22 protein-coding genes are annotated in these 25,715 nt (G+C 37.7%); 4 read left to right on the top strand and 18 right to left on the bottom strand.

Annotation, left to right across the window (positions count from 1 at the left end; all coding sequences use genetic code 11):
- Nucleotides 1–17: 17 nt before the first annotated feature.
- The 15 genes from JZO71_RS09605 to JZO71_RS09535 form a co-directional block, all read right to left on the bottom strand.
- The gene (locus JZO71_RS09605; protein ID WP_206899278.1) at nt 18–3,446 is read right to left on the bottom strand and encodes a pyruvate carboxylase; all 3,429 of its coding nucleotides are present in this window, start codon (nt 3,444–3,446) and stop codon (nt 18–20) included.
- Nucleotides 3,447–3,467: 21 nt separating this feature from the next.
- On the bottom strand, nt 3,468–4,634 hold the full coding sequence (locus JZO71_RS09600; protein ID WP_206899277.1) for an FtsW/RodA/SpoVE family cell cycle protein: 1,167 nt from the start codon (nt 4,632–4,634) through the stop codon (nt 3,468–3,470).
- 2 nt (nt 4,635–4,636) lie between these two features.
- Nucleotides 4,637–4,939, bottom strand: a complete 303-nt coding sequence (locus tag JZO71_RS09595) for an Fpa/YlaN family protein (RefSeq protein WP_206899276.1) — start codon at nt 4,937–4,939, stop codon at nt 4,637–4,639.
- A 187-nt stretch (nt 4,940–5,126) separates the two neighbouring features.
- Nucleotides 5,127–6,875 carry a DNA helicase RecQ gene (recQ, locus tag JZO71_RS09590; protein WP_206899275.1) on the bottom strand — a complete coding sequence of 583 codons (1,749 nt, stop codon included), beginning with the start codon at nt 6,873–6,875 and terminating at the stop codon, nt 5,127–5,129.
- 241 nt (nt 6,876–7,116) lie between these two features.
- A complete protein-coding gene (gene typA, locus JZO71_RS09585; protein WP_206899274.1) occupies nt 7,117–8,946 on the bottom strand; it encodes a translational GTPase TypA in 1,830 nt (609 codons plus the stop codon).
- Between the two features lie 194 nt (nt 8,947–9,140).
- Nucleotides 9,141–9,905 (bottom strand): inositol monophosphatase family protein, encoded by a 765-nt coding sequence (locus JZO71_RS09580; protein WP_206899273.1) that lies wholly within the window; start codon nt 9,903–9,905, stop codon nt 9,141–9,143.
- A 5-nt stretch (nt 9,906–9,910) separates the two neighbouring features.
- Nucleotides 9,911–10,186: a UPF0223 family protein gene (locus tag JZO71_RS09575; protein WP_206899272.1), complete on the bottom strand. Its 276-nt coding sequence runs from the start codon at nt 10,184–10,186 to the stop codon at nt 9,911–9,913.
- 141 nt (nt 10,187–10,327) lie between these two features.
- Nucleotides 10,328–10,552, bottom strand: a complete 225-nt coding sequence (locus tag JZO71_RS09570; RefSeq protein ID WP_206899271.1) for a hypothetical protein — start codon at nt 10,550–10,552, stop codon at nt 10,328–10,330.
- A gap of 423 nt (nt 10,553–10,975) precedes the next feature.
- On the bottom strand, nt 10,976–12,898 hold the full coding sequence (locus tag JZO71_RS09565) for a BglG family transcription antiterminator (RefSeq protein ID WP_206899270.1): 1,923 nt from the start codon (nt 12,896–12,898) through the stop codon (nt 10,976–10,978).
- An 87-nt stretch (nt 12,899–12,985) separates the two neighbouring features.
- Nucleotides 12,986–14,929, bottom strand: coding sequence for a PTS fructose transporter subunit IIABC (locus JZO71_RS09560; protein ID WP_206899269.1), 1,944 nt, complete (start codon nt 14,927–14,929; stop codon nt 12,986–12,988).
- A gap of 200 nt (nt 14,930–15,129) precedes the next feature.
- Nucleotides 15,130–16,134: a tagatose-bisphosphate aldolase gene (gene lacD, locus JZO71_RS09555; protein WP_430733287.1), complete on the bottom strand. Its 1,005-nt coding sequence runs from the start codon at nt 16,132–16,134 to the stop codon at nt 15,130–15,132.
- Nucleotides 16,135–16,177: 43 nt separating this feature from the next.
- Nucleotides 16,178–17,110: a tagatose-6-phosphate kinase gene (locus JZO71_RS09550; protein WP_206899268.1), complete on the bottom strand. Its 933-nt coding sequence runs from the start codon at nt 17,108–17,110 to the stop codon at nt 16,178–16,180.
- A gap of 15 nt (nt 17,111–17,125) precedes the next feature.
- A complete protein-coding gene (gene lacB, locus JZO71_RS09545) occupies nt 17,126–17,641 on the bottom strand; it encodes a galactose-6-phosphate isomerase subunit LacB (RefSeq protein ID WP_206899267.1) in 516 nt (171 codons plus the stop codon).
- A 24-nt stretch (nt 17,642–17,665) separates the two neighbouring features.
- Nucleotides 17,666–18,094, bottom strand: a complete 429-nt coding sequence (gene lacA / locus JZO71_RS09540; RefSeq protein WP_206899266.1) for a galactose-6-phosphate isomerase subunit LacA — start codon at nt 18,092–18,094, stop codon at nt 17,666–17,668.
- Between the two features lie 17 nt (nt 18,095–18,111).
- Nucleotides 18,112–18,897, bottom strand: a complete 786-nt coding sequence (locus tag JZO71_RS09535; protein WP_206899265.1) for a DeoR/GlpR family DNA-binding transcription regulator — start codon at nt 18,895–18,897, stop codon at nt 18,112–18,114.
- Between the two features lie 171 nt (nt 18,898–19,068).
- Here JZO71_RS09535 and JZO71_RS09530 point away from each other — a divergent pair, with 171 nt between their 5' ends.
- From JZO71_RS09530 to JZO71_RS09515, 4 genes are read left to right on the top strand one after another with little or no spacing between them, the layout of a single operon-like run.
- A complete protein-coding gene (locus JZO71_RS09530) occupies nt 19,069–19,554 on the top strand; it encodes a PTS sugar transporter subunit IIA (protein ID WP_206899264.1) in 486 nt (161 codons plus the stop codon).
- 14 nt (nt 19,555–19,568) lie between these two features.
- Nucleotides 19,569–19,871, top strand: a complete 303-nt coding sequence (locus JZO71_RS09525; RefSeq protein WP_206899263.1) for a PTS sugar transporter subunit IIB — start codon at nt 19,569–19,571, stop codon at nt 19,869–19,871.
- Nucleotides 19,872–19,888: 17 nt separating this feature from the next.
- Complete coding sequence (locus JZO71_RS09520) at nt 19,889–20,191, top strand: PTS sugar transporter subunit IIB (RefSeq protein ID WP_206899262.1); 303 nt, start codon at nt 19,889–19,891, stop codon at nt 20,189–20,191.
- A gap of 43 nt (nt 20,192–20,234) precedes the next feature.
- Nucleotides 20,235–21,644, top strand: a complete 1,410-nt coding sequence (locus tag JZO71_RS09515) for a PTS galactitol transporter subunit IIC (RefSeq protein ID WP_206899261.1) — start codon at nt 20,235–20,237, stop codon at nt 21,642–21,644.
- 120 nt (nt 21,645–21,764) lie between these two features.
- Here the strand turns inward: JZO71_RS09515 and JZO71_RS09510 are convergent, their stop codons facing one another.
- The 3 genes from JZO71_RS09510 to JZO71_RS09500 all read right to left on the bottom strand — a co-directional run bounded on the left by JZO71_RS09510 (nt 21,765) and on the right by JZO71_RS09500 (nt 25,701).
- Nucleotides 21,765–22,517 carry a DeoR/GlpR family DNA-binding transcription regulator gene (locus JZO71_RS09510; protein WP_206899260.1) on the bottom strand — a complete coding sequence of 251 codons (753 nt, stop codon included), beginning with the start codon at nt 22,515–22,517 and terminating at the stop codon, nt 21,765–21,767.
- 144 nt (nt 22,518–22,661) lie between these two features.
- Nucleotides 22,662–24,068, bottom strand: a complete 1,407-nt coding sequence (gene lpdA / locus JZO71_RS09505) for a dihydrolipoyl dehydrogenase (RefSeq protein WP_206899259.1) — start codon at nt 24,066–24,068, stop codon at nt 22,662–22,664.
- 7 nt (nt 24,069–24,075) lie between these two features.
- A complete protein-coding gene (locus tag JZO71_RS09500; RefSeq protein WP_206899258.1) occupies nt 24,076–25,701 on the bottom strand; it encodes a dihydrolipoyllysine-residue acetyltransferase in 1,626 nt (541 codons plus the stop codon).
- Nucleotides 25,702–25,715: the final 14 nt, after the last annotated feature.

Genomic DNA, 25,715 nt, shown 5'->3' with positions numbered 1-25,715 from the left:
TCCACCCTTCGCCAAATTTATTTTTCGGTCACTTCGATTAATAAATCACCTGAATTGATGACTTCACCAGCACTTACGTAAACATGTTCGACTTTACCGTCAAAGCGTGCTTCAATCGTTGTTTCCATCTTCATTGCTTCTGTAATCAATAACGTATCACCTTTTTTGACTACGTCTCCTTTTTTCACCAACACTTCTAAAACTGATCCAGACATCGTTGCCCCGATTTGCTCTTTATTCGTTGGTTCAGCACGACGTTTCGTTTGAACTGAACTGACAATTGAATTGTCTTTGACTAGAATCTCACGACGTTGTCCATTCAAGTTGAAGAACAATACTCGGTTTCCATCAATATCAGGTTCACCAATTTCATCGAGACGAATAATCAAAATTTTTCCACGCTCAATTTGAACATTCACTGTTTCGCCCAATCGAATACCTTGGAAGAATGTCGGTGTATCCAACAATGTAACATCCCCAAATTGGTTGTAAGACGTTTGATAATCTAAAAAGACTTGTGGATACATCAAGTAGCTCAACACTTCATCTTTACGAGGAGTATACCCGATTTTTTCTGCCAACTCTGCTTTTACTTTTTCGAAATCAATTGGTTCAGCTAATAATCCTGGACGCTTCGTAAATGCCGGACGACCTTTCAAGATGATTGCTTGCAATTTCTCTGGGAATCCACCAACCGGTTGGCCAAGTTCTCCTTGGAAGAATGTTACGACTGACTCAGGGAAACTTAAGTTTTCACCATTTTCATAAATAGCTTCTTCCGTTAAATCATTTTGAACCATAAATAATGCCATGTCTCCTACTACTTTAGAAGAAGGAGTCACTTTTACGATGTCACCAAACATCAAGTTAACTGTATGATACATTTTCTTGATTTCATCCCAACGATGACCAAGACCAACAGCTTTTGCTTGTTGTTGAAGATTTGAATATTGTCCACCCGGCATTTCATGCATATAAACCTCTGTTTCAGGAGCATTCAATCCATTCTCAAAAGGTTTATAGTACATTCTGACATCTTCCCAATAGTGATTCAATTCTTGGGCATGTTCAATGTTGATTTCTGGTAAACGCGGACCGTTTACCAAAGCATAATACAAACTACTCATGCTTGGTTGACTCGTGTTACCACTCATTGCACTCATTGCCACATCCACGATGTCCACACCTGCTTTTGAAGCAGCAGAATAAGTAATGATGCCGTTTCCGCTAGTATCATGTGTATGCAAATGGATTGGTAAGTCTGTTGTTGCTTTTAATTCACTAATTAAGCGATAAGCTGCTTGCGGTTTTAACAACCCCGCCATATCTTTGATTGCAATAATATGAGCACCTAGTTGCTCTAACTCTTTCGCCATGTCTTTGTAGTATTGCACGTTATATTTTGCACGACTTGGATCATTGATATCACCAGTATAACAAATCGCTGCCTCAGCCACTTTTCCTGCATCACGAACTGCTTGGATGCTTTTTTCCATTTGTGGTGTCCAGTTCAAGCTATCAAAAATACGGAAAACATCAATCCCTTGTGCTGCTGCTTCTTGGACAAACTCCACTAGAACGTTATCAGGATAGTTAGAATAACCAACTGCATTTGATCCTCTAAAAAGCATTTGTAACAACGTATTGGGCATCAATGCACGGATTTTTCTAAGTCGTTGCCATGGATCTTCGTTTAAGAAACGATAAGCAACATCAAAGGTTGCACCACCCCACATCTCACTTGAGAATAATTCAGGTAGCGCCTCACCAGTTAAGCGAGCAATTTTCTTGAATTCTTGGGTTCTTACACGCGTAGCTAACAAACTTTGATGAGCATCCCTAAACGTTGTATCTGTTAACAGAAGGTTCTCTTGATTCGTGATCCAATCAACTAGAGCATCCGCACCTTTGTCATCTAAAACATTTTTGGCTGTCACGTAGTTTTCACGTAGGTCCAATGAAGTTGGTATTCTTGGTTCATCATAAAATGGTTTTTCCAGTTTTTCGATTCCGGGGAATCCATTTATGGTGATTTCGCCAATATATTTCATAGTTTTATTTCCTCTGTCACGTAAACGTGGAAATTCAAATAACTGAGGTGTATTATCAATGAACGTCGTTTTTGCATGACCTGATTGAAATTCAGGGTGAGTAATCACATTCAGCATAAATGGAATATTCGTTTTAACCCCGCGAATTCTAAATTCTTTCAGACAACGTTCCATTTTTTGGATTGCTGTATCAAAATCCGCCGCATGGGTACACACTTTTACTAGCAATGAATCGAAGTAAGGTGTCACCACATAACCAGCATACGCGTTACCGACATCTAAACGAACACCAAATCCACCCGGTGACCGATAGGTATCAATCTTTCCTGTATCTGGTAAAAAGTGGTTTAACGGATCTTCCGTTGTGATTCGGCACTGGATAGCTGAACCATTCAATTGAAGATCTTTTTGTTGTGGCAGCCCAATTTCTTTATGGAGATCTTTTCCTTGTGCAATCAACAGCTGGGTAGTCACAATATCTACGTCAGTAATCATTTCGGTAATCGTGTGTTCCACTTGGACACGTGGATTGACTTCAATAAAGTAGAAGTTATCTCCCTCTACTAAAAACTCAACAGTTCCTGCATTTACATATCCAACATGTTTCATTAACTGAACGGCTGCTTCACAAATTTTTTGGCGCTGTTCTTCGCTTAAAGATACACATGGAGCAACTTCAACGACTTTTTGATGACGGCGTTGAACAGAGCAATCACGTTCAAAAAGATGAATCACATTTCCATGAGTGTCCCCTAAAATTTGAACTTCAATATGTTTGGGATTACCAATATATTTTTCTGCGTAAACCTCATCACTACCAAAAGCAGCTTTTGCTTCACTTTTGGCACGTTCATAGCCTTCACGAGCACTTTTTTCATCATAAGCCACGCGCATGCCACGTCCACCACCACCAAGAGCAGCTTTAATCATGATTGGATAACCATAAGTGTCTGCAAATCGTAACGCCTCTTCAACAGTTGCGACTGGTCCATCAGTTCCAGGGATTGAAGCAATCCCTGCTTCGATTGCGGCTGTTTTCGCTTTTATCTTGTCACCAAAAATATCTAAATGATGAAGCTTAGGGCCCACAAAAATAATGCCCTCTTCTTCACAGCGTCGAGCAAAACTCAAATTTTCCGATAACAAGCCATACCCAGGATGAATGGCATCCGCACCACATTCTTTCGCAATTTCAATGATTCCTTCAATATCAAGATACGCATCAATTGGTTTTTTTCCTTTACCAACTAAATAAGCTTCATCTGCTTTAAAGCGATGGACAGAATATTCATCTTCTTGTGCGTAGATCCCAACAGTTTTAATTCCTAATTCTGTACAAGCACGAAATACTCGCACGGCAATCTCTCCACGGTTAGCAACTAAAACCTTTTTCATCGAACCACTCCTACATCTTTTTTAGTATAATCCTAGACTCTTCCGTTTTTCATCTGCACTAATATTAAGTACAAATCCGACACACACCGAGAGCATCAATAAACTTGATCCTCCCTGACTTAAAAATGGGAAAGTAATCCCAGTTAAAGGAATAACACCAGTAATTCCACCCAAATTGATAAATACTTGGATTAAAAACATTCCACCAATTCCAATACATAACAATGAGTTAAATGGATCACTTGAGCGAATTCCAACTAGAATAATGCGCGCAATCATGAAAAAGAGCAAAGCTAAAATCAAGACTGCCATAATCAACCCAAGTTCTTCTACAACGATAGCAAAAATAAAGTCTGTTTGCGCTTCTTGTAAGAATCCTTTTTTCTGAATACTATTCCCTAAACCTCGGCCAAATAAACCGCCGTTGAAAATCGCATAGTAACCATTGACCATCTGATGTCCTTTATCAAGTTCATCAGCAAATGGATTTTGAAAAATCGAGAACCGACTATAAATATATTGCAAACGTGCTGGTAAAATTTTCCCATGGGTGACATTCATCAGCCAAATAACGAAGATACTTAAGCCGATTCCACCAATTCCCACAATCCAAGTATAGTAATAGTTCACACCGCTTGCTAAAAGCATAACTAGAACAATCAAGAAGATAACTGTTGCATTCCCAAAGTCAGGTAAGATTGCGACAATCACTGTCAGACCAAGAACCAATGCTAAAGGTCGTTTGATTGAGCCAACAAAATCTTTTTGCACACCATTTTGACGATTTGCCAACGTCAATGACAAATACCAAATGGCAATGATTTTTAAATACTCAGCTGGCTGAATGGAAAAGCCTGCAATTGTTAGCCAACCTTTGGCTCCATTTACTTCTTTCCCAAAAAATAGCACGATGATTAACAAGAGACCTAAAACAACGAAAGCAATCATAATAAGACGCTGATTTTTCAAAACATCGGTCTTCATCTTATATAAAAGTGCAATTGCCACTAAACTCAATACCCAAAAGACGCTCTGGTTGATCACTGACGACATGGGATTTTGACCATTTTCTAATAATAAATATGAAGTAGAACTATAGACCATAATTAAGCCTAGTGCGCACAAAATCAAATAGGGAATTAAAATCGTATAGTCCATTAAATGCCGTTTTTTTACTTTTTTAGGCAAGTTTATTCCTCCCTGCCACTTTCATTTTTTTCATAGTTTTCCTGATAAACATCATTATATAACTGATTCAGTTCACGCTCTAGTTCACTCAAAATTAACTGTCCTTCGTCTTTTTCAATGATTCCTACACGAATAGCAAAGCTAACTTGCTGAGAAAAACCATACATCTGCGTATCAACCACTTCCTCAAATGCTTTACATTGTGAAATACACAGACTGTTTTTTTGATTACGAATCAATCGTTTAATCCGATTTGCATCTTCTTTTAACACGTGAACAGCGAATTCTTTGGTTAGAGAATCCATCTATGTCTACCCCCTATTCTAATTTACTCATTATAACATACTTGATTTTTTAACGAATAGTAAAATCAAGGGATTCCTCGCTTTTTTTATCCATTTTTTTCTTAAATAGACACAGATTTTTTTCAGCTTACAAACTTTTTTCAAAAATAAAAATCAGTTTTATCAAACAAATCATCCTATGTTCTTTTTACATCGTTTCATTCAAAATTTTTAGAAATGCTTCACCATATTTATCTAATTTGCTTTGTCCAACACCTTTGATTTGTAACATTTCTAGTCGATTTGTTGGACGTACTTGACTTAATTCTTTCAATGTTGAATCAGAGAAAACGACATAAGGTGGCACTCCAGCATCGGCAGCCAAGTCTGTTCGTAACTCACGAAGCTGTTCAAACAAGGTATCATTCTCTGCTAATTGCCGAACTTTTTTCGCCTCTTTTCGATAAACTTTCTGTTCATTTTTCAACACTTGGATGCCTTTATCCGTTACTTTAAGTACTGGAAACTCACCTGTCACAGATAACAGATAACCACTTGAAATCAAATATTCAATGAGTTGTAAAATATCTTTTTGAGATTGCTTCTTCAATAGTCCATAGGTCGACAACTGTTGAAATCCTAACGTTTTTACTTTCTGTTCTTTAGAACCCGCCAAGACTTTCATCAAAAGCTGTTTCCCGTAAGCTTCGCCCATTCTTTTAAGACAAGACAGAACCATTTGCGCTTCAGTCGTTACTTCAATTAGCTCACGATCATCTAGACAGTTCCCACATCGATTACAAGGCGTACTTTTTTCGCCAAAATAAGCTAAGATATATTGTTGCAAACATGACTCAATATATGCATATTCAGTCATTGCTTTTAATTTCTCGTATTCTTTTTGTTTTTGCCCTTCGTCACGCTGTGATTGTTGGATAAAAAATTTTTGGACTTGAATATCTTGAGCAGCAAACAACAAAATTGCTTCACTTGGCAATCCATCTCGTCCTGCTCGTCCTGCTTCTTGATAGTAGGCTTCTAACGATCCAGGAATTTGATAATGGATCACGAAGCGAACGTTGCTTTTATTGATCCCCATACCAAAAGCATTAGTTGCTACAATCAACTGAATACGGTCAAATAAAAATGCTTCTTGCATTTCAGTTCGCTCCCGTTCATTTAATCCACCATGATAGCGTCCAACTGAAAACTCAAACTTTTGTAACAAATGATACACACGATCCACTTCTTTTCGTGTTGCCGCATAAATAATTCCAGATTGATTTTTATTTATTTTTAAATATTCAATTAAGTATTGTTCCTTTTTTTGATCTTTGATTACTTGAAAGGTTAAATTTTCTCGAGCAAAACCGGTTTGAATATGATTGTTGTCAGGGATTTTTAAAAGTCTTTTGATATCTGTAGCCACTTGAGTAGTTGCTGTAGCTGTCAATGCTACGATGACTGGACGACTCGGTAACTGGGTCAAAACTTCAGCCATTTGCAAATAGCTTGGACGAAAATCGTGCCCCCATTGTGAAATACAATGTGCTTCATCGATTGCAATCAATTCAACTTTCCAATCGCTCATTACCTGCTGAAAATCAGGCATAATAAAACGTTCCGGTGCAACATAGAGTAATTTACATTGATTGTGATTCAATAAATGAAATCTTTCAGCTGTCTCTTTTCCTGTTAAAGAACTGTTGATAAATGTCGCAGGAATACCTAGCTGGTTTGCTGCGTCGACTTGATCTTTCATCAAGGAAATCAAAGGTGACACAACGATTGTTAGTCCATCCATCATAATTGCTGGTAGCTGATAACAAATTGATTTCCCACTACCAGTCGGCATGATGCCTAATACATCTTGTTGATCAAAAATTTTTTGAATGATTTCTTGCTGCCCAGGACGAAATTGTTCATAGCCAAAATATTTTTTTAATACTTCATACATATTATGACTCCTTTCTTTTTTAGTTTACTTCGAGATGCAATACAGTACAAGTGTCTATCATGAAACAAACCAACTATATGAAACATTTTTGTGCGTATTTCGAAACTTTTAAAGAACTTTTAAAAGTTCTTATCTGTTTTAACGAGACTTTCCTTCTTTTTCTTTTTCACTTCTCCACAGATGAAAAAAGACCAGCTCATTTTGAACGAGCTGGCCTTAAGATTATTCATTCATCAATGAATTATTTTTTCTTTTTAGATGCTTTTTCACGAGCATTTTTGTTTAAGATATGTTTTCTCAAACGAATTGATTCTGGCGTTACTTCACAGTACTCATCATCATTCAAGAATTCAAGTGATTCTTCAAGTGTTAATTGCTTAGGCTTTTTGATGACAGAAGTTTGATCCTTATTAGCAGAACGAACATTAGTCATTTGTTTTGCTTTGGTAATGTTAACTGTTAAGTCATTATCACGGCTATTTTCGCCAATGATCATACCTTCATAAACATCTGTACCTGGTTCTACAAAGACTGTTCCGCGTTCTTCAATACTCATGATTGAGTAAGTAGTTGCTTTACCAGTATCAATAGAAACCAATGCACCTTGGTGACGTCCACCAATTTGACCAGCTAACATTGGTAAATATTGGTCGAATGTGTGGTTCATGATACCATATCCACGAGTCATTGAAAGGAATTCTGTTGAGTAACCAATCAAGCCACGTGCTGGTGTTAAGAAAGTCAAACGAATTTGGCCATTTCCAGTATGAACCATATCTTGCATTTCACCTTTACGCAAGCTTAATGATTCAATCACGCTACCCATGTATTCTTCTGGTGTGTCGATTTGTACACGTTCAAAAGGTTCACATTTCACGCCATCGATTTCTTTTTCGATAACTTCTGGACGTGACACTTGTAATTCATAGCCTTCACGACGCATTGTTTCAATCAAGATTGACAAATGTAATTCCCCACGTCCTGAAACAGTCCAAGCGTCAGGTGAATTTGTTGGGTCAACACGTAGAGACACGTCTGTTTGCAATTCAGCCATTAGACGTTCTTCGATTTTTCTAGCTGTTACATATTTACCTTCACGACCTGCGAATGGTGAATTATTAACTAAGAATGTCATTTGTAAAGTTGGTTCATCAATGTGTAAAATTGGTAAAGCATCTTGATGGTCAACTGGTGTAACAGTTTCTCCAACGAAGATATCTTCCATACCAGATACAGCAATCAAATCTCCAGCTTTTGCTTCTTCGATTTCTAAACGTTTTAGTCCAAAGAAACCAAATAATTTTGTTACACGGAATTTTTTAACTGTTCCATCAAGTTTCATCAAAGCTACTTGGTCACCAACCTTGATGGTTCCACGGAATACACGACCAATACCGATACGTCCAACGTAATCATTGTAATCAAGCAATGAGACTTGGAATTGTAATGGTTCGTCACTATTATCAACTGGTGCCGGAATTTTTTCAACAATTGTATCAAAAATTGGCGCCATTGTTTCTTCTTGATCTGCAGGATCATCAGACAAGCTTGAAGTTCCGTTTAATGCAGATGCATAAATAACTGGGAAATCTAATTGGTCATCATCCGCACCTAATTCGATGAATAGTTCAAGCACTTCATCAACAACGTGTTCAGGGCGAGCAGATGGTTTGTCAATTTTGTTCACAACAACGATTGGTGTAATATGTTGTTCTAAAGCTTTTTTCAAAACAAAACGTGTTTGAGGCATTGTACCTTCGTAAGCATCAACAACTAAAACTACGCCATCAACCATTTTCATGATACGTTCAACTTCTCCACCGAAGTCCGCGTGTCCAGGTGTATCCATGATGTTTACGCGGATACCTTTATAATCAACAGCTGTATTTTTAGCTAAGATTGTGATTCCACGTTCTTTTTCTAAAGCATTTGAATCCATCGCACGTTCTTGTAATTGTGTATGTGCGTCTAATGTATCTGATTGTTTCAATAACTCATCAACTAATGTTGTTTTTCCGTGATCGACGTGGGCAATAATTGCTACGTTACGGATATCGTTTCTATAATTCAATGTAACTAACTCCTTCTTTTATCAGTTTATTTCTGACAGGGCAATTTACTCGACTGCTTATTATAGCAAACTTTTTTCATGAAATATAGTGAAATGTTTTCATTTTTTCGCGAAACTTAATAAACTATCAACTTTTTTTCATTTTCATCACGAAAAATCCCACTTTCCAGTTTGTAAGTTTCATTTGCCACTAGTCACATCTCTAATAATGAGTGGATTTGCTGGAACGCTTTAGGCGTTGCTGCGACAAACAATTCGCGTCCATGAAAAGCTAACTGCTCTCCGCTCATATTACTATAGAAGAAATCGAATTCCTTTAGCAAAACACAACCAGCTGCATAATCCCATGGACTCAAGTTTGACAAATAGCCAATATGATTTCCTTTGAGCATTGCAATCATTTCCAAACCCGCACACCCAGTGATTCTGACACCCATACTTTCTTCGCCAATCGTTCGAATATTAAACTTATTATGGGCAAATAAATAGCCATTCATTCCTAACAATCCAACCTCTAACGTTTTATCTTCAGGCTTAAGAAGTTGCAAATCATTTTGATAAACGCCTATTCCATGTCCGCCCCAATACAACTCATCTCGCATCACGTCGTAAATAAATCCTAATAGCCCTACGCCATTTTCATACATAGCTAGCATGATACAAAAATTTTCGCCTTCCATCACAAAATTAAGTGTTCCGTCAATGGGGTCAATAATAAATACCCGTCCAGTTAAATCAGTTAATTCATTGTAGCCATCTTCTTCAGCTAATACTTTTGCTTCTGGATCAAATGCCATGATTTTTTGAACTAAAAATTGTTGAATTTTTTGATCCATATTCGTGACTAAGTCTTTTCGATTTGTTTTTTCAAAGACTGTTAGTTGTTGCCTTTCACTCGCTTTGATTTTTTCGCCTGCTTCAAGCAACCAACTTTTGATTTCGTGAATTATTGGTTCCATTTGGTTCACCCATTCATCTTCAAAGTTTTTTTCTGATTTTTTTTTGCCATTTGGACTGTTCGATAAAGCGAATAACCCGATACCTTTTCAAACTCTCGACCTAATCGTTTTTCTTCTCCAATGGATTTCACTACTGTCTTAAACTGCTGATAAGCAGCTAAAAAATTTTCATTATTAATACCAGCTTCGTTTGCTTTTTCTAGGGCTTCCCACATATTCATTACGGTCACCATTTCATCCGTTGTCCAATCTAAATCAATTGGATATTGGTAATCTTGCATTTACTCATTCCTCCATTTTTCTACTCCACCCTAGTTTATCACAGCTCATGCGTTTGCAACAGAATCCTGTCACTCAAAAAAGAAGCCACACATTCCTTTTCACAAAAGAGTGTGTGGCTTTCTAAGCATTTATTCAATTAATTATTTCACAACTAAATAACCAATTCCATTTTTATCTAATGGTGCAATTGTGTGATTGCCAACCACCATTTCTTCCATATCTGTGAAAATACTAAATTGTTTTGCTATATCTTTTAATGAAATTTTTTGTTCTTGCATGACCAAATACTTAAATAAATGAAGTTTATTTCGACTGTTTGATTCAAAAAATAAGATTTCAAACATCCCGTCAACTAAATGGTTCATTCTATTCACCCATATTCCTTAACTTTTCCAAATTTATTTCTTATTTATGGATACAATAACATCCAGCTCTGTTTTGACTGTTTTAACATATTCCTTTTGTTAAAATGATTGCCGTAACTAAGAAAAGAACTCTTTACTAAAAAAACACATCGTTATTCTTATAATAACATTTTAACTAACTTTATTTCATAAATAAACAAAAAAAGTAACACTGCCTGAAACTTCACTAACGGGCAGTGTTACCTTAAGAAAATCTAATAATTCGAACTAACTTAATGATACCATACTTCTTTTATAATACAAATATTTTGTCAATGAAGTAGCAGAATATTTCTAAAAGAAACAGATGAAACAAATCCAACGATAAAAAAACATCTACTATTTCAAAAAATATGTTCAATCATTCTTAACTTTGCTTACCTTTTACTCATAACTAGACAACAGTGTTAAGATTTCTAACGGATGATCTGTTTGCAATAGTTGATTCATACGTTCAGGTTGTTTTTCCAAATAATGGATGACAGAGAATAATTTTTTGAATTCTGGATGTTTCAAATCATTTTTCTTGACTGCCAACAGCAGAACAACACAAATCTGTTCCCCGTGCCAAGTAATGGGCTGCTTCATCGTCGCAATTGAAATCGTTGAATGCTTGACATAAAATGGATTGCCATGAGGAAGTGTTACCAGCGAAGCAACCCTTGTACTTGAATGCCGATCACGTTCTAAAACAGATTCAATGAATTCCGGGTAAACATATTGATTTTCAACTAGAACATTTCCCATAAAGGACAAGATTTCTGTTGGATCTGTCAGATCCAAATGCGAGAAAATCAAAAACGGATTCGTAAAGCTTGCCAAATCAAATGTTTTTGTTCGTTTGTTTGGTACATGTTCTAACATATATTTTGCTAATCTCGATAAATCGGTTTCCGTAATCATCGGTGAGATTTCAATTACCGGAATGCTTTCATGTTGAAAAGGTAATGTTGTCAAAATAAAATCAACCGGTGGAAATTCTTCAAGCTTCAGCTCAGGACTATATTCAATTAAATCCAGAATCGTCAATTCAGGAAGTTCACGATCCAGCCTTGCCTCAAGAAAAGTTGCCATTGCTTTTGAATATTCACTAACTAAAATCGTTTGATATCTCCGACTTTTTTGATGTTGGTGACGCTCAATTGCCGCTTGGAAATGGATCGTCAAATAAGCAATCTCATCTTGTGGCACATAAAAAGGTTCTTTATCAAAATAATCTTCCAAAATCAATTGAAGAACTAAAAATAATTGCGTATACGTGCTAAAAACATTTTTCGTTAAAGGATTGGAAATCGTTAATCCATAATTCAACCGAAAATAAGTAGAAGATAAGTGAGAACTCAAATTTTGTGCTAAAAGTTGATCTTCTTTCAATGAATAATCTAAAAATTGTTCCACTTGATCAATTAAATGAATGGCTAGTTCATCTGCTTCACCTTGAAAACGTGCAGCAGACTGCGACTTAGAAAATAAATTAGCAATTCTTAACGCTAAATAGTTGATTTCATCCGGTGAAAATTCAATGGGATACACGTTTGCTAGCTTGGCTAAGACTTGGCTACTGATTTTTTGCGCTTGCGTATGATTGACTGCTTCATTTTCATCTTCACTCAATTTGACTTTTTGCAGTTGCTTCATGCGTTCCAACATAAAGTAAATATGGATCTCAACCGTAGACAAGCCTGCGGGTTCCTCTAACTGATTTTCATAGAAAACATCCCGCAACGTGTGTTGGATTACTTTTAGTGTATCCTTCGCAAAAAATTCCTTTAAGGATGGACTTTGTGGATCTGTCTTTTGCATATTACGCAAGTTTTTTACCAGTAATTGTCTTTTTTCTTGCTCGTCCCCCGTGATAAATGTACCTAGTTTAGTTTTTGACACTAAGGACAAATGATGCTGTTGGAAAAAACTTTGCAAATCTGTTAATTCTTTTCTAATTGTACGGCGACCAACGAATAACTTTTCCGCTAATTCTTCAAGACTTAGACCATCTTTTGCAACTAGCAAATGAAAAATCAATAATTGGCGTAACTGACTTCTTTCCAACTCAGTTTCATCATTTTCGTTCAACAGACGTTTGACTTGATCTTTTTCATGAGGTAAGCCAACCAGTAAAATACCTGTTCCCTTTTTTCTTTCAATAATCAAAGGTAACTGATGTGCATTCAGCCAGTCTTCGATTTTATTTAAATCACTATGGATCGTGCGCTCAGAAACTTGGAAGCACGTTGCTAATTCTTTGGTTGTTAAATAACTATTACTTTTTATTAATTGGTAAATTAAAGATTGCTGGCGTTGATTCATTAAGAAAAGGAGCTCCTTCCTGAATAAAAAAATCGACTATGATAACACATCTATTATGTCTCATCACAGTCGATTTTTCATCTTATGTTACATTTCGCTTAATAATTGATTAACAGTCGCTTTATTTGGTGCTTCCATTAGCGCTTGACGGAAGTCGTCATCCATTAGTTTACGTGAAAGACGTTGGAGAATTTTTAGGTGCATATCTCCTTGGCTATTTTCCGGAACAGCGATCATGAAAATCAAATGTGCCGGTTCCCCATCAAGCGATTGCCAATCGATTCCTTGCTGACTTCTCGCAAAAGCAAGTGTTGGTTTTGTAACATAGGCTGATTTACCATGAGGGATCGCGATACCCATCCCAATTCCAGTTGTGCTTTCATTTTCCCGAGTATAGATTGCTTGTTTAAACCCAGCTGCATCTGTCATGTGACCTGTTTTACCTAGACGTTGGACCAGATCTTCAATAACGGTATCTTTTGTTGTTTCAGTTGTGTCTAAAACAATCGTTTCATCTGTCATAATTTCTGTGATTGAATCAAAGTTTGTTGAAGCAACTGGCGTTTTCATTTCTTCGCCTTCTACTTCGTCCAGGCGCATTGCGCCATTTGGTGTCGCAACAACTGGTGTTGCTTGTAAAGTTGGTTTCAAAATTCTTAACATTAAAACAGTTACTGCGATTCCAGCAATTACTGCCGCAAAGAACATTGCCACATGATCAACTGCACCTAACACAGCCACGATTGGTCCACCATGTGCAACATGGTCAGTTACACCTGAAAGCATTGCAATTACACTACCCGTCATCGCGCCGACTACAATACTTGGAATAACACGTAGTGGGTCTGTTGAAGCAAATGGAATCGCACCTTCTGTGATACCAAATAACCCCATTGCTAACGAAGCTTTTCCTGCTTCACGTTCAGTTTTTGTAAATTTCGTTTTCAAGATCAATGAAGCTAAACCTAACGCTAAAGGAGGAATACAAATCGCAACTGCAATTGGTCCCATGATTGAATAGTTTCCTTCAGCAATCAAGCCTGAGCCAAATAAGAACGCAACCTTGTTAAATGGTCCACCCATATCAAAAGCAATCATTGCACCAAGAATCATAGCTAAAACAACTTCACTACCACCTTGCATACCTGCTAAGAATTGTGTCAATGAATTAAATAAAAGTGCAACTGGTTCACCAATAACATAGATGAAGACAAAACCAACTGCCAACGAACCTAAAATCGGAATGACGATAATCGGCATAATAGATTGTAAGGCTTTTGGCACAGGAATTTTTTTGATTCCTAACGCAATAAATCCAGCCAAAAATCCTGTGATGATTCCGCCTAAGAAACCAGCATTTGCATCACTTCCATATAATGCGCCATTAGCTGCCAACATTCCGCCAACAAACCCTGGGACTAAGCCCGGACGATCCGCGATACTCTGAGCAATAAACGCTGATAAAATAGGAACCATCAATCCCATAGCGATTCCGCCAATACTATTCATTGTCGCCCAGATTGTGCCTTCTGGAATTTTGATTCCTTCTGGCGTTGCTGTTCCACCTAAAGTCAATGAAATTGCAATCAACAACCCACCGGTCACGACGAACGGTACCATATAAGAAACACCATTCATCAAACTTTTATAAACTTTTTTCCCTAATCCTTCTGTTTCGCCGGTGTTTTCAGCAGAAACATCTGTCAGAGCGCTTTCAAAAATAGGCGCTTTTCCTGTTAAGATATCTTCAACTAATGTATTCGCATGATGGATACCATCTTGAACGCCGACATTGATTAGTGGTTTACCACCAAAACGTGATTTGTCCACTTTTGTATCCGCAGCAATAATGACACCCGCTGCTTCTTTGATGTCACTTGCTGTAAGTTCATTCTCCACACCAATCGACCCATGTGTTTCGACTTTTACTTCCACACCAAGTTCTTTCCCAGCTTTTTCTAAATTTTCAGCAGCCATATATGTATGGGCAATTCCAACTGGACAAGATGTGATTGCAACAATTTTTTTCATCTTTCTTCCACCTTTCTTTCTACTCACTTAGTATATAAAAACGGTTTCTTTTTATTAAGGACAAATTGATTCCGAAATAACGGAAATTTTTGTCATAAAGAAGTTACTTCAAAAAATAAAAAACTGTAGCAGATCACTCAGTCGTCATCCCTACAGTTTTTTGATAAAATTTTACAAATACTTTGATTGTCAAACGCTACCTATAATGAGACTGGCGTAGCTGTTTCTTTTAATACGGTATTCAATGCTTCGATATTTTCTCGACCAGTTTGTTTTAACCATTCACGTGCGGCCGCTTCCCCCTCAGTAATGAAAGGTTCCACACCATTCGCCCATGTTGCTCGACCACATAGGACACCATTAAACGTTGATCCTGCTGTTTTGGCAAAGCGTAATGTTTCTTGAAACAACTCAGCAGAGACTCCTGCACTCAAAAAGATAAAAGGTAACGAGGTTGCTTCTGTCTGCTCTTTGAAATAAGTTGCTGCTTCTGTCTGCGTATAAACGACTTCTCCAGTTGCATATCCTTCGACGTAATTCATATTAACTGGGACTTCTACTTTCAAGACATCCACTTGATAACGTTCACGAGAAAATTCCTTCATCATCTCAATTACTTTATGTGGTTTGACCTTGGCATACTCCATAGATGCACTATCTGCGTTCTCAGCATCATAAGAAACTAATTCTAAGAAAAATGGCAATTCTTCTGCTTCACATTCTGATCCAATTCGTTCGATAAATGCTTGTTTTCGTTGATTGATCTCGGCAGCTTCATCCACGTCATAATACAATAAAAATTTACATGCATCCGCACCTTGTTCTTTTAACCTTTTGACTGACCAATCTGCTAAGAGGTCTGGTAATCGTCCCGGAGTTGAAGCATCATAGCCTGTTTTTTCATAAGCCAAGAGTAACCCAGCACTTTCTGCACGTGCTTGAGCTGCTGGCAAACCATATTCAGGATCCAGCAAAATAGCAGAAGCATACGGAGTCAATTCTTCCGAAACGATTTTTTTAAAGTCTTCGATTTGTTCATCTGTTGCAGGTATTTCTTGATATTTGGCAATCATTTTTTTCAACGCACCACGTTGGTCAATGGCTAATGCACTAATAACTCTGTGTTTGTCCATTAGTTGTGCGATATATGCTTGTTTTCCTTTAGTTTCGATCATTGATTTTGCACCATCCTTGTTAAGTTTCATCAGCAAACACTTTATGTCTGCTGTGTTTTATCAAAATAAGTAGTTAAACTTTCGAGACTTTGATTTGATTATATAAATGAGGGAAATTCACTAAGTTCACTTGACCAGTTACTGCTTCTTGCGCATTTAACATCCCTAAAACGTTAGCTATTTTTAATAATTCTTCTGCATTTTTTCCCTGTTGTAATGCATAAGTGATGCCAGCAACGGTCGCATCTCCCGAACCAACTGGATTCACAACGTCGATTTTAGGAATACTTACCTGATAAAAAGTATTTCCATGCTTGGCAAAAGCGCCTTGTGCGCCCAGAGAAACAATGATCCATTCGATTCCAGCGAACCGTTCATTACTCAATGCTTCTTTTAAAATCATTGGCTCGTTGGTCACGTCCAATGCTAATAGCTCTGATAACTCTTCCAGATTCGGTTTGATCACTGTCGGTTTTGACTCGCTTTCCAAAACAGCTTGCAAAGCTTTCCCTGAGCAATCCAACACGACTGGTTTGTTCTTTTGCTGACAAATCGACAACATTTCACGATAAAAATCAACGGGTAATCCTGCTGGTAAACTTCCAGAGAAACTCAGAATAGTCGCATCTTCTACTAACTGTTCAAAATGAACTAAAAAGTCTTCTGCTTCTGAAGCTGAGATGACCGGTCCTTGTTCTAAAATTTCTGTTTGTTTCCCTTCATGCAAAATGGCAATACAATTTCGCGTCTTACCACTAATCGGTGAAAACGCGTGTTTGATTCTCGCGTCAGTCAATTCATGTTGGATGGCCTCACCTAGTTCTCCACCCAATAAACCACTTGCTAAGACATCAGCGCCTAATTGTTCTAAAACTCGCGTGACATTCAATCCTTTTCCACCAGCTGTCTTTCGCACTTTCGAGACACGATTGACTGTATCTAGTTGAAAATGTTCCAATGGATAAGAGATATCAATCGAGGGATTCATCGTGATCGTGACAATCATTTTTTCACCTCCACATTAATCGTGATACTCACCACGATCCCATTTTTCTAAAAATTCATCAAAGAAATGTTCGTCTGCTTGTTCCGGGTGATTTTTTTCAACGTGATCGATTTTTGCAATTAAGCGTTTGTTCTCAGGTGTTTCTTGGTATTCTGCTTGAATAAAAGCTTCAATGATATCACATATCAAAAATTCTCCGGTAATTTTTCCGCCAAAACCAATCACATTCGCATTCAATTCTTCTTTCGCATAAATCGCACTTGTCATATCTCGAACTAAAGCGGAACGAACGCCTGGAACTTTATTGACTGCATTATTGATCCCCACACCAGTTCCACATATACACACGCCTAAATCTGCTTCATGACTAACAACTGCCTCACCAACTTTTTTGCCATAAATCGGGTAATGTGTCCGTGTAAAATCATAGGTTCCCATATCAATGACTTCGTGTCCTTTTTCTTTTAAAAAATCTGAAACGGCAATTTTTACATCCGTAACAATGTGATCACAACCAATAGCTATTTTCATGAGTACTTACCATCCTTTTCTTTTTTAAGCCATTTTATTTAACATATCCACGCGGATTTGGTGGCGTCCACCATCATAACCAGCTGCTAAAAATTCTTTGACAATATTTTTGGCTAATCCTTCACCAACGATTTCTGAGCCAATCGTAATCATTCGCGCGTTATTATGTTCTCGAGTCATGTAAGCTGAACGTTCATCGGATACTTCCGCTGCTACCATGCCTTTGACTTTCGTCGCCGTCATGAAACTTCCTGCACCATAGCCATCAAATGCAATCCCAAGGCTTCCTTCTTCGGCTAAAACTTCCGTTGCTACAGCCAATGTTGACTCAATAAAATCAGTCGAAGCAGTTTCACTTTTATCAACTACTTCAAAACCTTCTTTAAGTAAGTATTCTTTGATCGGCTCTTTCAATTTCATTCCTTGTTTATCTGATCCAATAATGATCTTCATTTTTACTCCTCCTCTAATCAATTAAAAATTTGAGTATACTGTTCATATTGTGTTTTTATTGTCTCTGGGATCGTGTAATCCGTAAAAAAACCATCCACTTCATTTAGCGAATAAAAATTATAAAAGTCGCTATGACCAAATTTATGCGCATCTCCTACTAAATATTTTTTGTGCGCTTTTTCCAAGACTAACTGCTGGAATTTACCTTCCTCAATGCTGAAAGTATAGACGTGCTCATCCAAAATTCCATTTACGCCGACAAACGCTTTTTCAATACTTAATTTTTGAATGGTCTCGTTTGCCATGGAACCAACAAATGCACCTGTTTTCTTTCGAAAAGAACCACCTACTAAATACAACTCGAGATCTTCTTTTTTCTCTAACAAATTAAAAACTGGCAAGCTGTTGGTAACAATTCGTAATGGACCTTCTTGAATAAATCGGGTCATCAATTCGATTGTTGTCCCAGATCCTAAAAAAATCGTATCCCCTGCCGAAATTTTTTTGGCAGCATTTTTGGCTATATACTTTTTTTCTTCTATACTGATTGCTTTTTTCTCAGTATGGGATAACTCGATCCCTGTCAGTGGCTGTTCTTTTATCGTTATCGCAGATTCGGCATATCCCTTACTCTGTGCACCACCATGCACACGTTCGATTTTTCCTTGCTGGGCAAGCTCATCTAAATCACGGCGAATCGTCATTTCTGATACTGGTAAATTTTTTTGGATCATTTTCACCGTAATGACACCAAACTGCTCACACAATTCTAAAATAGAACGTTGCCGTTCACTTTTCAACATAGGCACCACCTTTCCAACGACATAATAAAACATTTACAAACAAATATCAACACAAAAAAGCAAAAAAATGTTTATTTTCTTTTAAAAAGACGCTTGACTTTCTTATGTAAGCGGTTATACTGTAGGTGTAATTGAGTTATTCAAACATTTTTAAACAAAGGAGGAGGAAATATGTCAACAACTACTACATTCTTTTTCCCCGAAACAATTTATGTTTCAAATAAACAAACTCAAACAGAAGTGTTCGAGGAAATTTATCTAGATTTAGTAGAAAAAGGATTAGTCACTGAAGACTTTTTCGATAATTTAATAGAAAGAGAGGCCAATTATCCAACGGGATTAGACTTATCACCCATCGATTCATCTTTGCCGGATATCGCAATCCCCCATACCGAGAGTGAATTCGTCAAAACAACTCGAATCGTCCCGATTAAATTAACGCATCCAATTTTATTTCATCATATGATTCGTCCATCAGACACTTTGGACGCTTCCTTTTTATTTATGATCTTAAATGAAAATGGCGCTGAACAAGCAGGGATGTTAGCGGACATCATGGACTTTATCAATTCCGTTGATAAAAAAGAGTTAAAAAAATTTTTCTCATGCGAGGAACCAAAAGAAATCTATACTTTTTTAGAAAAGAATTTTAATTAGAGGAGTGTTTTGAAATGGTAAAAATTTTAGCTGCTTGTGGTGCTGGTGTTAATTCAAGTCACCAAATCAAATCTGCTTTAGAAAATGAACTAGGCAAACGCGGTTATCAAGTCTCTTGTGACGCTGTTATGATCAAAGATATCAATCAAGAAATGTTGTCTCATTATGATATTTTTGCCCAAATCGCAAATACCGACCTTGGCTTCCCAGTCAACATTCCAGTTGTCGATGCAGGCGCAATTTTATATCGTATCCCTGCAATGGCTGAACCTGTTTATTCACAAATGGAACAAGCAATCCAATCTATCCAAAAATAAGAAAAGAGGAATTTCAAATGATTAAGATTTTAGCTGCTTGTGGTGCTGGTGTTAATTCAAGTCACCAAATCAAATCTGCTTTAGAAAATGAACTAAGCAAACGCGGTTATCAAGTCTCTTGTGACGCTGTTATGATCAAAGATATCAATCAAGAAATGTTGTCTCATTATGATATTTTTGCCCAAATCGCAAATACCGACCTTGGCTTCCCAGTCAACATCCCAGTTGTCGACGCAGGCGCAATTTTATATCGCATTCCTGCAATGGCTGAACCTGTTTATTCACAAATGGAACAAGCAATCCAATCTATTCAAAAATGATACGTAAAAAAGAGTTTCAACTTGATATAAAGGAGAAAAGAGAATGAATGCAATTATTGATATCGCAAATACGATTTTCCAGCCTCTAATCAATTTAGGGGCTGCACCTTTGATGACCATTGTTTTGACACTGATTGCGCTATGCTTTAAAGTCAAGCCCACTCGCGCACTTGAAGGTGGATTAAAATTAGGGATTGCCTTGACAGGGATTGGTGCAATCATCGGGATTTTGACCACCGCATTTTCAGGTGCGATGACTGATTTTGTCGAACGTACCGGAATTTCATTGAATATCACAGATGTCGGTTGGGCTCCTCTAGCAACTATTACTTGGGGCTCCCCTTACACTTTATATTTCTTATTGATTATGGTTATTGTCAATGTCGTTATGTTGTTTTTAAATAAGACAAACACATTAGATGTTGATATTTTTGATATTTGGCATTTATCAATTGTCGGTCTATTCGCCATTTTCTGTGGAGCAAATCTGTTGATTGCTACATTATTAGTTATCTTTATCGGTGTCTTAAAAATCATCAATTCTGATTTGATGAAACCAACCTTCAATGATTTGTTGAATGCACCTGATACAAACCCAATGACAACCACACATATGAACTATATGATGAATCCAATCATCATGGTTTTCGATAAGATTTTTGATAAAGTCTTCCCATGGTTAGATAAATACGATTTCGATGCTGCTAAATTAAATAGTAAAATCGGTTTTTGGGGATCAAAATTCGCTATCGGGATTTACTTAGGTATCTTCGTTGGCTTACTAGCTGGGCAAACACCAACTGAAATCTTCTCACTCGCATTCACTGCTGCAGTCTGTTTAGAACTATTTTCATTGATTGGCGCATGGTTCATTGCCGCTGTTGAGCCTTTATCACAAGGAATTACCGACTTTGCTTCTAACAAATTAAAAGGTCGCACCATCAATATTGGTTTAGACTGGCCTTTTATTGCTGGTCGCGCAGAAATTTGGGCAGCTGCTAATGTGTTAGCTCCAATCATGCTACTTGAAGCAATTGTCTTGCCAGGAAATAAATTATTACCTTTAGGTGGTATTATCGCTATGGGAGTTACTCCAGCTTTATTAGTTGTGACACGCGGGAAATTGATTCGTATGATCGTCATTGGTGCAATCGAATTACCTCTATTCCTATGGTCAGGTACCTTGATTGCTCCATTTGTTACCGAAACTGCCAAAAAAGTTGGCGCATTCCCCGCTGGCTTAAGCGCTGATTCATTGATTTCCCACACTACGATGGAAGGCCCCGTAGAAAAATTCTTAGGCTATCTAGTCGGTAACGCTTCTCAAGGTCAAATCGAATTTATTCTCTATGCGATTCTAGCACTTGTCGCTTATCTATTGATTTTTGTTTGGTATGCGCGCCAAATGAAAAAGAGAAATGCTGTTTACGCTGCTGAAAAAGCTGCTATGTAAAAGACAGATAATACAAAAAGGAGAAGAACTCAATGTTGAGTTCTTCTCCTTTTATGATGTTTAACAACTTAATAACAATCTCTTTATCTTTCATCTAGCAAAAAAATTTTACACAAAAAATTAAATAATCACCTGAACTTCTTTTTCCAGTTTTTGATACGTATCATAATCATCCTTATTCATCACAACTGCTGTAATATCTTTTAATCGATAATAAGAATAAAAATCTTGTTTGCCCACCTTGGATGAATCAATCAATAAGTAGCGCTCGATCGAATTATCTAGAGCGATCGCTTGGGTTTGTCCTTCTTCGATTGTCGCAGTCATCACTTCATCATCTTTCACTGCATTGCTACTAAAAAACGCCTTATGAAAATGCATATCTTGTAACGTTTTGTTGGAAATTTCGCCAAAAAATGATTTGGTCAACTCCCGCATTTCGCCACCAACTAAGTACACTTTTAAATTTCCTTCTTTTTTACTCAACGTGTTGAATACCGGCAAACAATTCGTTACCACCCGTAAACGTTCAAATTCCATAATTTCCGCTAATAACTCAATAGTCGTCCCAGGTCCTAGAAAAATCGTTTCCTCTTCTTTAATTAGTTGCACAGCCTTTTTCGCAATTTCCTTTTTCTCTTCACTATTAATAATTTGTTTGTCACGATGCGAAAGCTCCGCATGCTGATAAACATTTAGACTTCGCGCGCCACCATGAACACGTTTGAGACGTCCAGCTTCTTCCAATTCTGTCAAATCTCGGCGGACAGTCATGTCAGAAACCGAGAGACGTTCGACAATTTCACTCACTTTAATCGTGCCTTTTTGATCTACTAAAGCTACAATCGCATTCCAACGTTCTTCTTTCAACATTTCAATCGCTCCGTTTACTATAATCTTTCTTCATTCTACGATAAAAAAAGCGTTATGTATAACAAAACTCTCTAATTTCCTTCTACAACAAAAAAGATGTACGACAGTTGATGTCGTACATCTTAAAATTCATGAATCAATTTTTTAGATATGAATTGGTAAACCTAAGGCTAATTCCGCTGTATCCATTGTAATTTCACCAAGAGATGGATGTGGATGGATTGTTAAAGCAATGTCTTCAGCATTCATGCCTGATTCAATTGCTAAAGCAAGTTCAGAAACCATATCACTTGCTCCTACACCACCAATTTGCGCACCAATAATCACATGATCTTCGATTGTTGTTACTAGACGCAAGAATCCTTCTGTTTTGCCTAGTGAAATAGCACGTCCATTACCTGCAAATGGGAATTTGAACGATTTAGCTTCAATCCCAGCCTCTTTTGCTTCTGCAATCGTCATCCCAACACTTGCAAGTTCAGGATCAGTAAATGCAACAGCAGGCATTGCTTTGTAATCAACAGCTACTTTTTTACCAGAAATAGCTTCCGCAGCAATTTTCGCTTCATAGCTTGCTTTGTGAGCAAGTGCTGCACCGGGAACAATATCACCAATTGCAAAAATATTTGCAACATTTGTTCGGCCTTGTTTGTCAACTGGGATCAACCCGCGTTCGCCAATTTCAACACCAGCTTGTTCCAAACCAAGATCATCCGTATTTGGACGACGACCAACTGTAACCATAACAAAGTCCGCTTCAACTGATTGTTCTTTGCCATCTACTTCATATTTCACTGTTACACTATCGCCATTGTCAATTGCTTCTTTCGCCATTGCTGAAGTGACCACTGTAACATTTTTCTTTTTGAAATCATCGGTAACTAATTTAACCATGTCTTTTTCATACGTTGGTAAAATGGAAGGTGAACCTTCCAAAATTGTGACTTCTGATCCAAGGTTTGCATACGCCCCACCTAGTTCAGCACCGATGACACCGCCACCGATAATCACAAATTTCTTAGGAACTTCTTTCAAGTTTAACCCACCTGTTGAATCTAACACACGTCCACCAAACTTAAATCCTGGAATTTCGATTGGACGAGAACCAGTTGCAACGATTGCATTATTAAATGAGTATGTTTGAGCAGAATCGGGATGAATAACACGTAATGTGTGGTCATCTACAAAGAAAGCTTCTCCTTCGATGATTTCTACTTTATGTTTTTTAAGCAACATACCCACACCACTTGTCAAACTTTTAACAACTTGATTGTCTTTCCAATCTTGTGTTTTCGTAAAGTCTAACTCCACATCTTTACTTGTCACACCAAATAAAGATGAATCTAATGACTCTTGATAGTGATGTCCGGCAGAAATCAAAGCTTTAGAAGGAATACATCCTACATTCAAACACACTCCACCGATATACTCACGCTCAATAATGGCAACTTTTTGTCCCATTTCTGCGGCACGGATGGCAGCTACATAGCCGCCAGGTCCAGCACCGATTACAACTGTATCCAACTCAATGGCGAAATCTCCTACTACCATTTTCCACTCATCCTTCCATCAATAATAATTCTGGATCTGCTAATAAACGTTTGATGTTATTCATTGCTTTCTGTGCAGTTGCACCGTCAACGATTCGATGATCAAAGCTTAATGATAATTTCATCACGCGACCAACAACGATTTCACCTTCGCTATTCACGACTGGTTGTTGTGCAATTGTACCAACACCTAAAATAGCTACTTCAGGATAATTGATAACAGGTGTGAACCAGCCACCACCAACAGAACCAATATTACTGATTGTAATGGAGCCGTCACGCATATCTTGGGCAGAAAGTTTACCATCATGCGCTAATGCTGCTTTTTCATTGATTTCATCAGCAATCGCAAACATACTCTTCATGTTTGCATCTTTGATATTCGGTACATACAACCCGTGATCCGTATCAGTTGCAATACCGATATTGTAGTAATGTTTATACACGATTTCTTGTGTTTTGTCATCAATTGACGCATTCAATACTGGGAATTTCTTCGCAGTTGCTGTCAATGCTTTGACAACATATGGTAAGAAAGTTAATTTTGTGCCGTTTTCAGCAGCAACATCTTTAAACTTCTTACGGTGATCCCAAAGTTTCGAAACCTCAACATCATCATGTAAAGTAACATGTGGTGCTGTGTGTTTGCTATTAACCATCGCTTTTGCAATTGCTTTACGTGTTGGCGTTAATGCTTCACGAGTTTCACGTTCTGCTTGACCAGACTTGAATGCAGCTGGTTCTGCTTTTGGTGCAGCAGCTGGTGTTTCTGGCGTTGCTTTTGCAGCTGTTGGCGCTGCTTCTGGTGCAGTTGCTTGAACAGGCGCGCCACCCGAAGCAAATTGATCAATATCTTCTTTCGTGATACGGCCACCTTTGCCAGTAGCAGTTACTTGTGAGATATCTACATCTTTTTCGCGAGCATATTGGCGAACAGAAGGCATTGCAAGAATGCGTTTAGATTCATCGGCTGTAGCAACAACCGTTGACGTAGCCGTTTTTGTTTCTTGAGGAGCTGCCGCAACTTGCGCTTGTGCACTTGGTGCTGAAGATTGACTTGTGTTATGTCCTGGTGCATCGATTTCTACCAAAACATCGCCAACATTTGCTACAGTACCTTCTGGAACTAATACGTTTTTGACTGTTCCAGTAACAGGTGACGGAATTTCTTCAACTGATTTGTCATTTTGAACTTCTAATAATGTGTCATCTTCGTTGATTGTATCGCCCGCTTTAACGAACCATTTTACGATTTCGCCTTCTGCGATCCCTTCACCGATATCTGGTAATTTAAATTCAAAAACACCTTCCCCAGAACCTTCTGCTGTTGGAATTGCAGCAGGTGATTCAGGCGTTTGTTCTTTAGCTGGTGCAGCTGGCGAGTCATCTTCATAACCAGGTGCATCGATTTCTACTAAAACATCACCAACGTTTGCTACAGTACCTTCTGGAACTAATACATTTTTAACCGTCCCTGTAATAGGAGATGGGATTTCTTCAACTGATTTGTCATTTTGAACTTCTAATAGTGTATCGTCTTCATTGATCGTGTCGCCTGCTTTAACGAACCATTTTACGATTTCGCCTTCTGCAATTCCTTCACCGATATCCGGTAATTTAAATTGATAAGCCATGAATTTTCCCCTTC

It is taken from the genome of Candidatus Enterococcus courvalinii, assembly GCF_017315945.1.
GTDB classification, from domain to species: domain Bacteria; phylum Bacillota; class Bacilli; order Lactobacillales; family Enterococcaceae; genus Enterococcus_B; species Enterococcus_B courvalinii.
Note: the sequence above shows the minus strand (reverse complement) of the source record. Positions and strands in the feature narration are given on the sequence as shown.

Bases quoted from the DNA above. Each gene is read 5' to 3' on its own strand.
- JZO71_RS09605 (WP_206899278.1), bottom strand. From the start codon at position 3,446: ATGAAAAAGGTTTTAGTTGCTAACCGTGGAGAGATTGCCGTGCGAGTA.
- JZO71_RS09595 (WP_206899276.1), bottom strand. From the start codon at position 4,939: ATGGATTCTCTAACCAAAGAATTCGCTGTTCACGTGTTAAAAGAAGAT.
- recQ (WP_206899275.1), bottom strand. From the start codon at position 6,875: ATGTATGAAGTATTAAAAAAATATTTTGGCTATGAACAATTTCGTCCT.
- JZO71_RS09580 (WP_206899273.1), bottom strand. From the start codon at position 9,905: ATGGAACCAATAATTCACGAAATCAAAAGTTGGTTGCTTGAAGCAGGC.
- JZO71_RS09575 (WP_206899272.1), bottom strand. From the start codon at position 10,186: ATGCAAGATTACCAATATCCAATTGATTTAGATTGGACAACGGATGAA.
- JZO71_RS09570 (WP_206899271.1), bottom strand. From the start codon at position 10,552: ATGAACCATTTAGTTGACGGGATGTTTGAAATCTTATTTTTTGAATCA.
- JZO71_RS09565 (WP_206899270.1), bottom strand. From the start codon at position 12,898: ATGAATCAACGCCAGCAATCTTTAATTTACCAATTAATAAAAAGTAAT.
- JZO71_RS09560 (WP_206899269.1), bottom strand. From the start codon at position 14,929: ATGAAAAAAATTGTTGCAATCACATCTTGTCCAGTTGGAATTGCCCAT.
- lacD (WP_430733287.1), bottom strand. From the start codon at position 16,134: ATGAAACTTAACAAGGATGGTGCAAAATCAATGATCGAAACTAAAGGA.
- JZO71_RS09550 (WP_206899268.1), bottom strand. From the start codon at position 17,110: ATGATTGTCACGATCACGATGAATCCCTCGATTGATATCTCTTATCCA.
- lacB (WP_206899267.1), bottom strand. From the start codon at position 17,641: ATGAAAATAGCTATTGGTTGTGATCACATTGTTACGGATGTAAAAATT.
- lacA (WP_206899266.1), bottom strand. From the start codon at position 18,094: ATGAAGATCATTATTGGATCAGATAAACAAGGAATGAAATTGAAAGAG.
- JZO71_RS09535 (WP_206899265.1), bottom strand. From the start codon at position 18,897: ATGTTGAAAAGTGAACGGCAACGTTCTATTTTAGAATTGTGTGAGCAG.
- JZO71_RS09530 (WP_206899264.1), top strand. From the start codon at position 19,069: ATGTCAACAACTACTACATTCTTTTTCCCCGAAACAATTTATGTTTCA.
- JZO71_RS09525 (WP_206899263.1), top strand. From the start codon at position 19,569: ATGGTAAAAATTTTAGCTGCTTGTGGTGCTGGTGTTAATTCAAGTCAC.
- JZO71_RS09520 (WP_206899262.1), top strand. From the start codon at position 19,889: ATGATTAAGATTTTAGCTGCTTGTGGTGCTGGTGTTAATTCAAGTCAC.
- JZO71_RS09515 (WP_206899261.1), top strand. From the start codon at position 20,235: ATGAATGCAATTATTGATATCGCAAATACGATTTTCCAGCCTCTAATC.
- JZO71_RS09510 (WP_206899260.1), bottom strand. From the start codon at position 22,517: ATGTTGAAAGAAGAACGTTGGAATGCGATTGTAGCTTTAGTAGATCAA.
- lpdA (WP_206899259.1), bottom strand. From the start codon at position 24,068: ATGGTAGTAGGAGATTTCGCCATTGAGTTGGATACAGTTGTAATCGGT.
- JZO71_RS09500 (WP_206899258.1), bottom strand. From the start codon at position 25,701: ATGGCTTATCAATTTAAATTACCGGATATCGGTGAAGGAATTGCAGAA.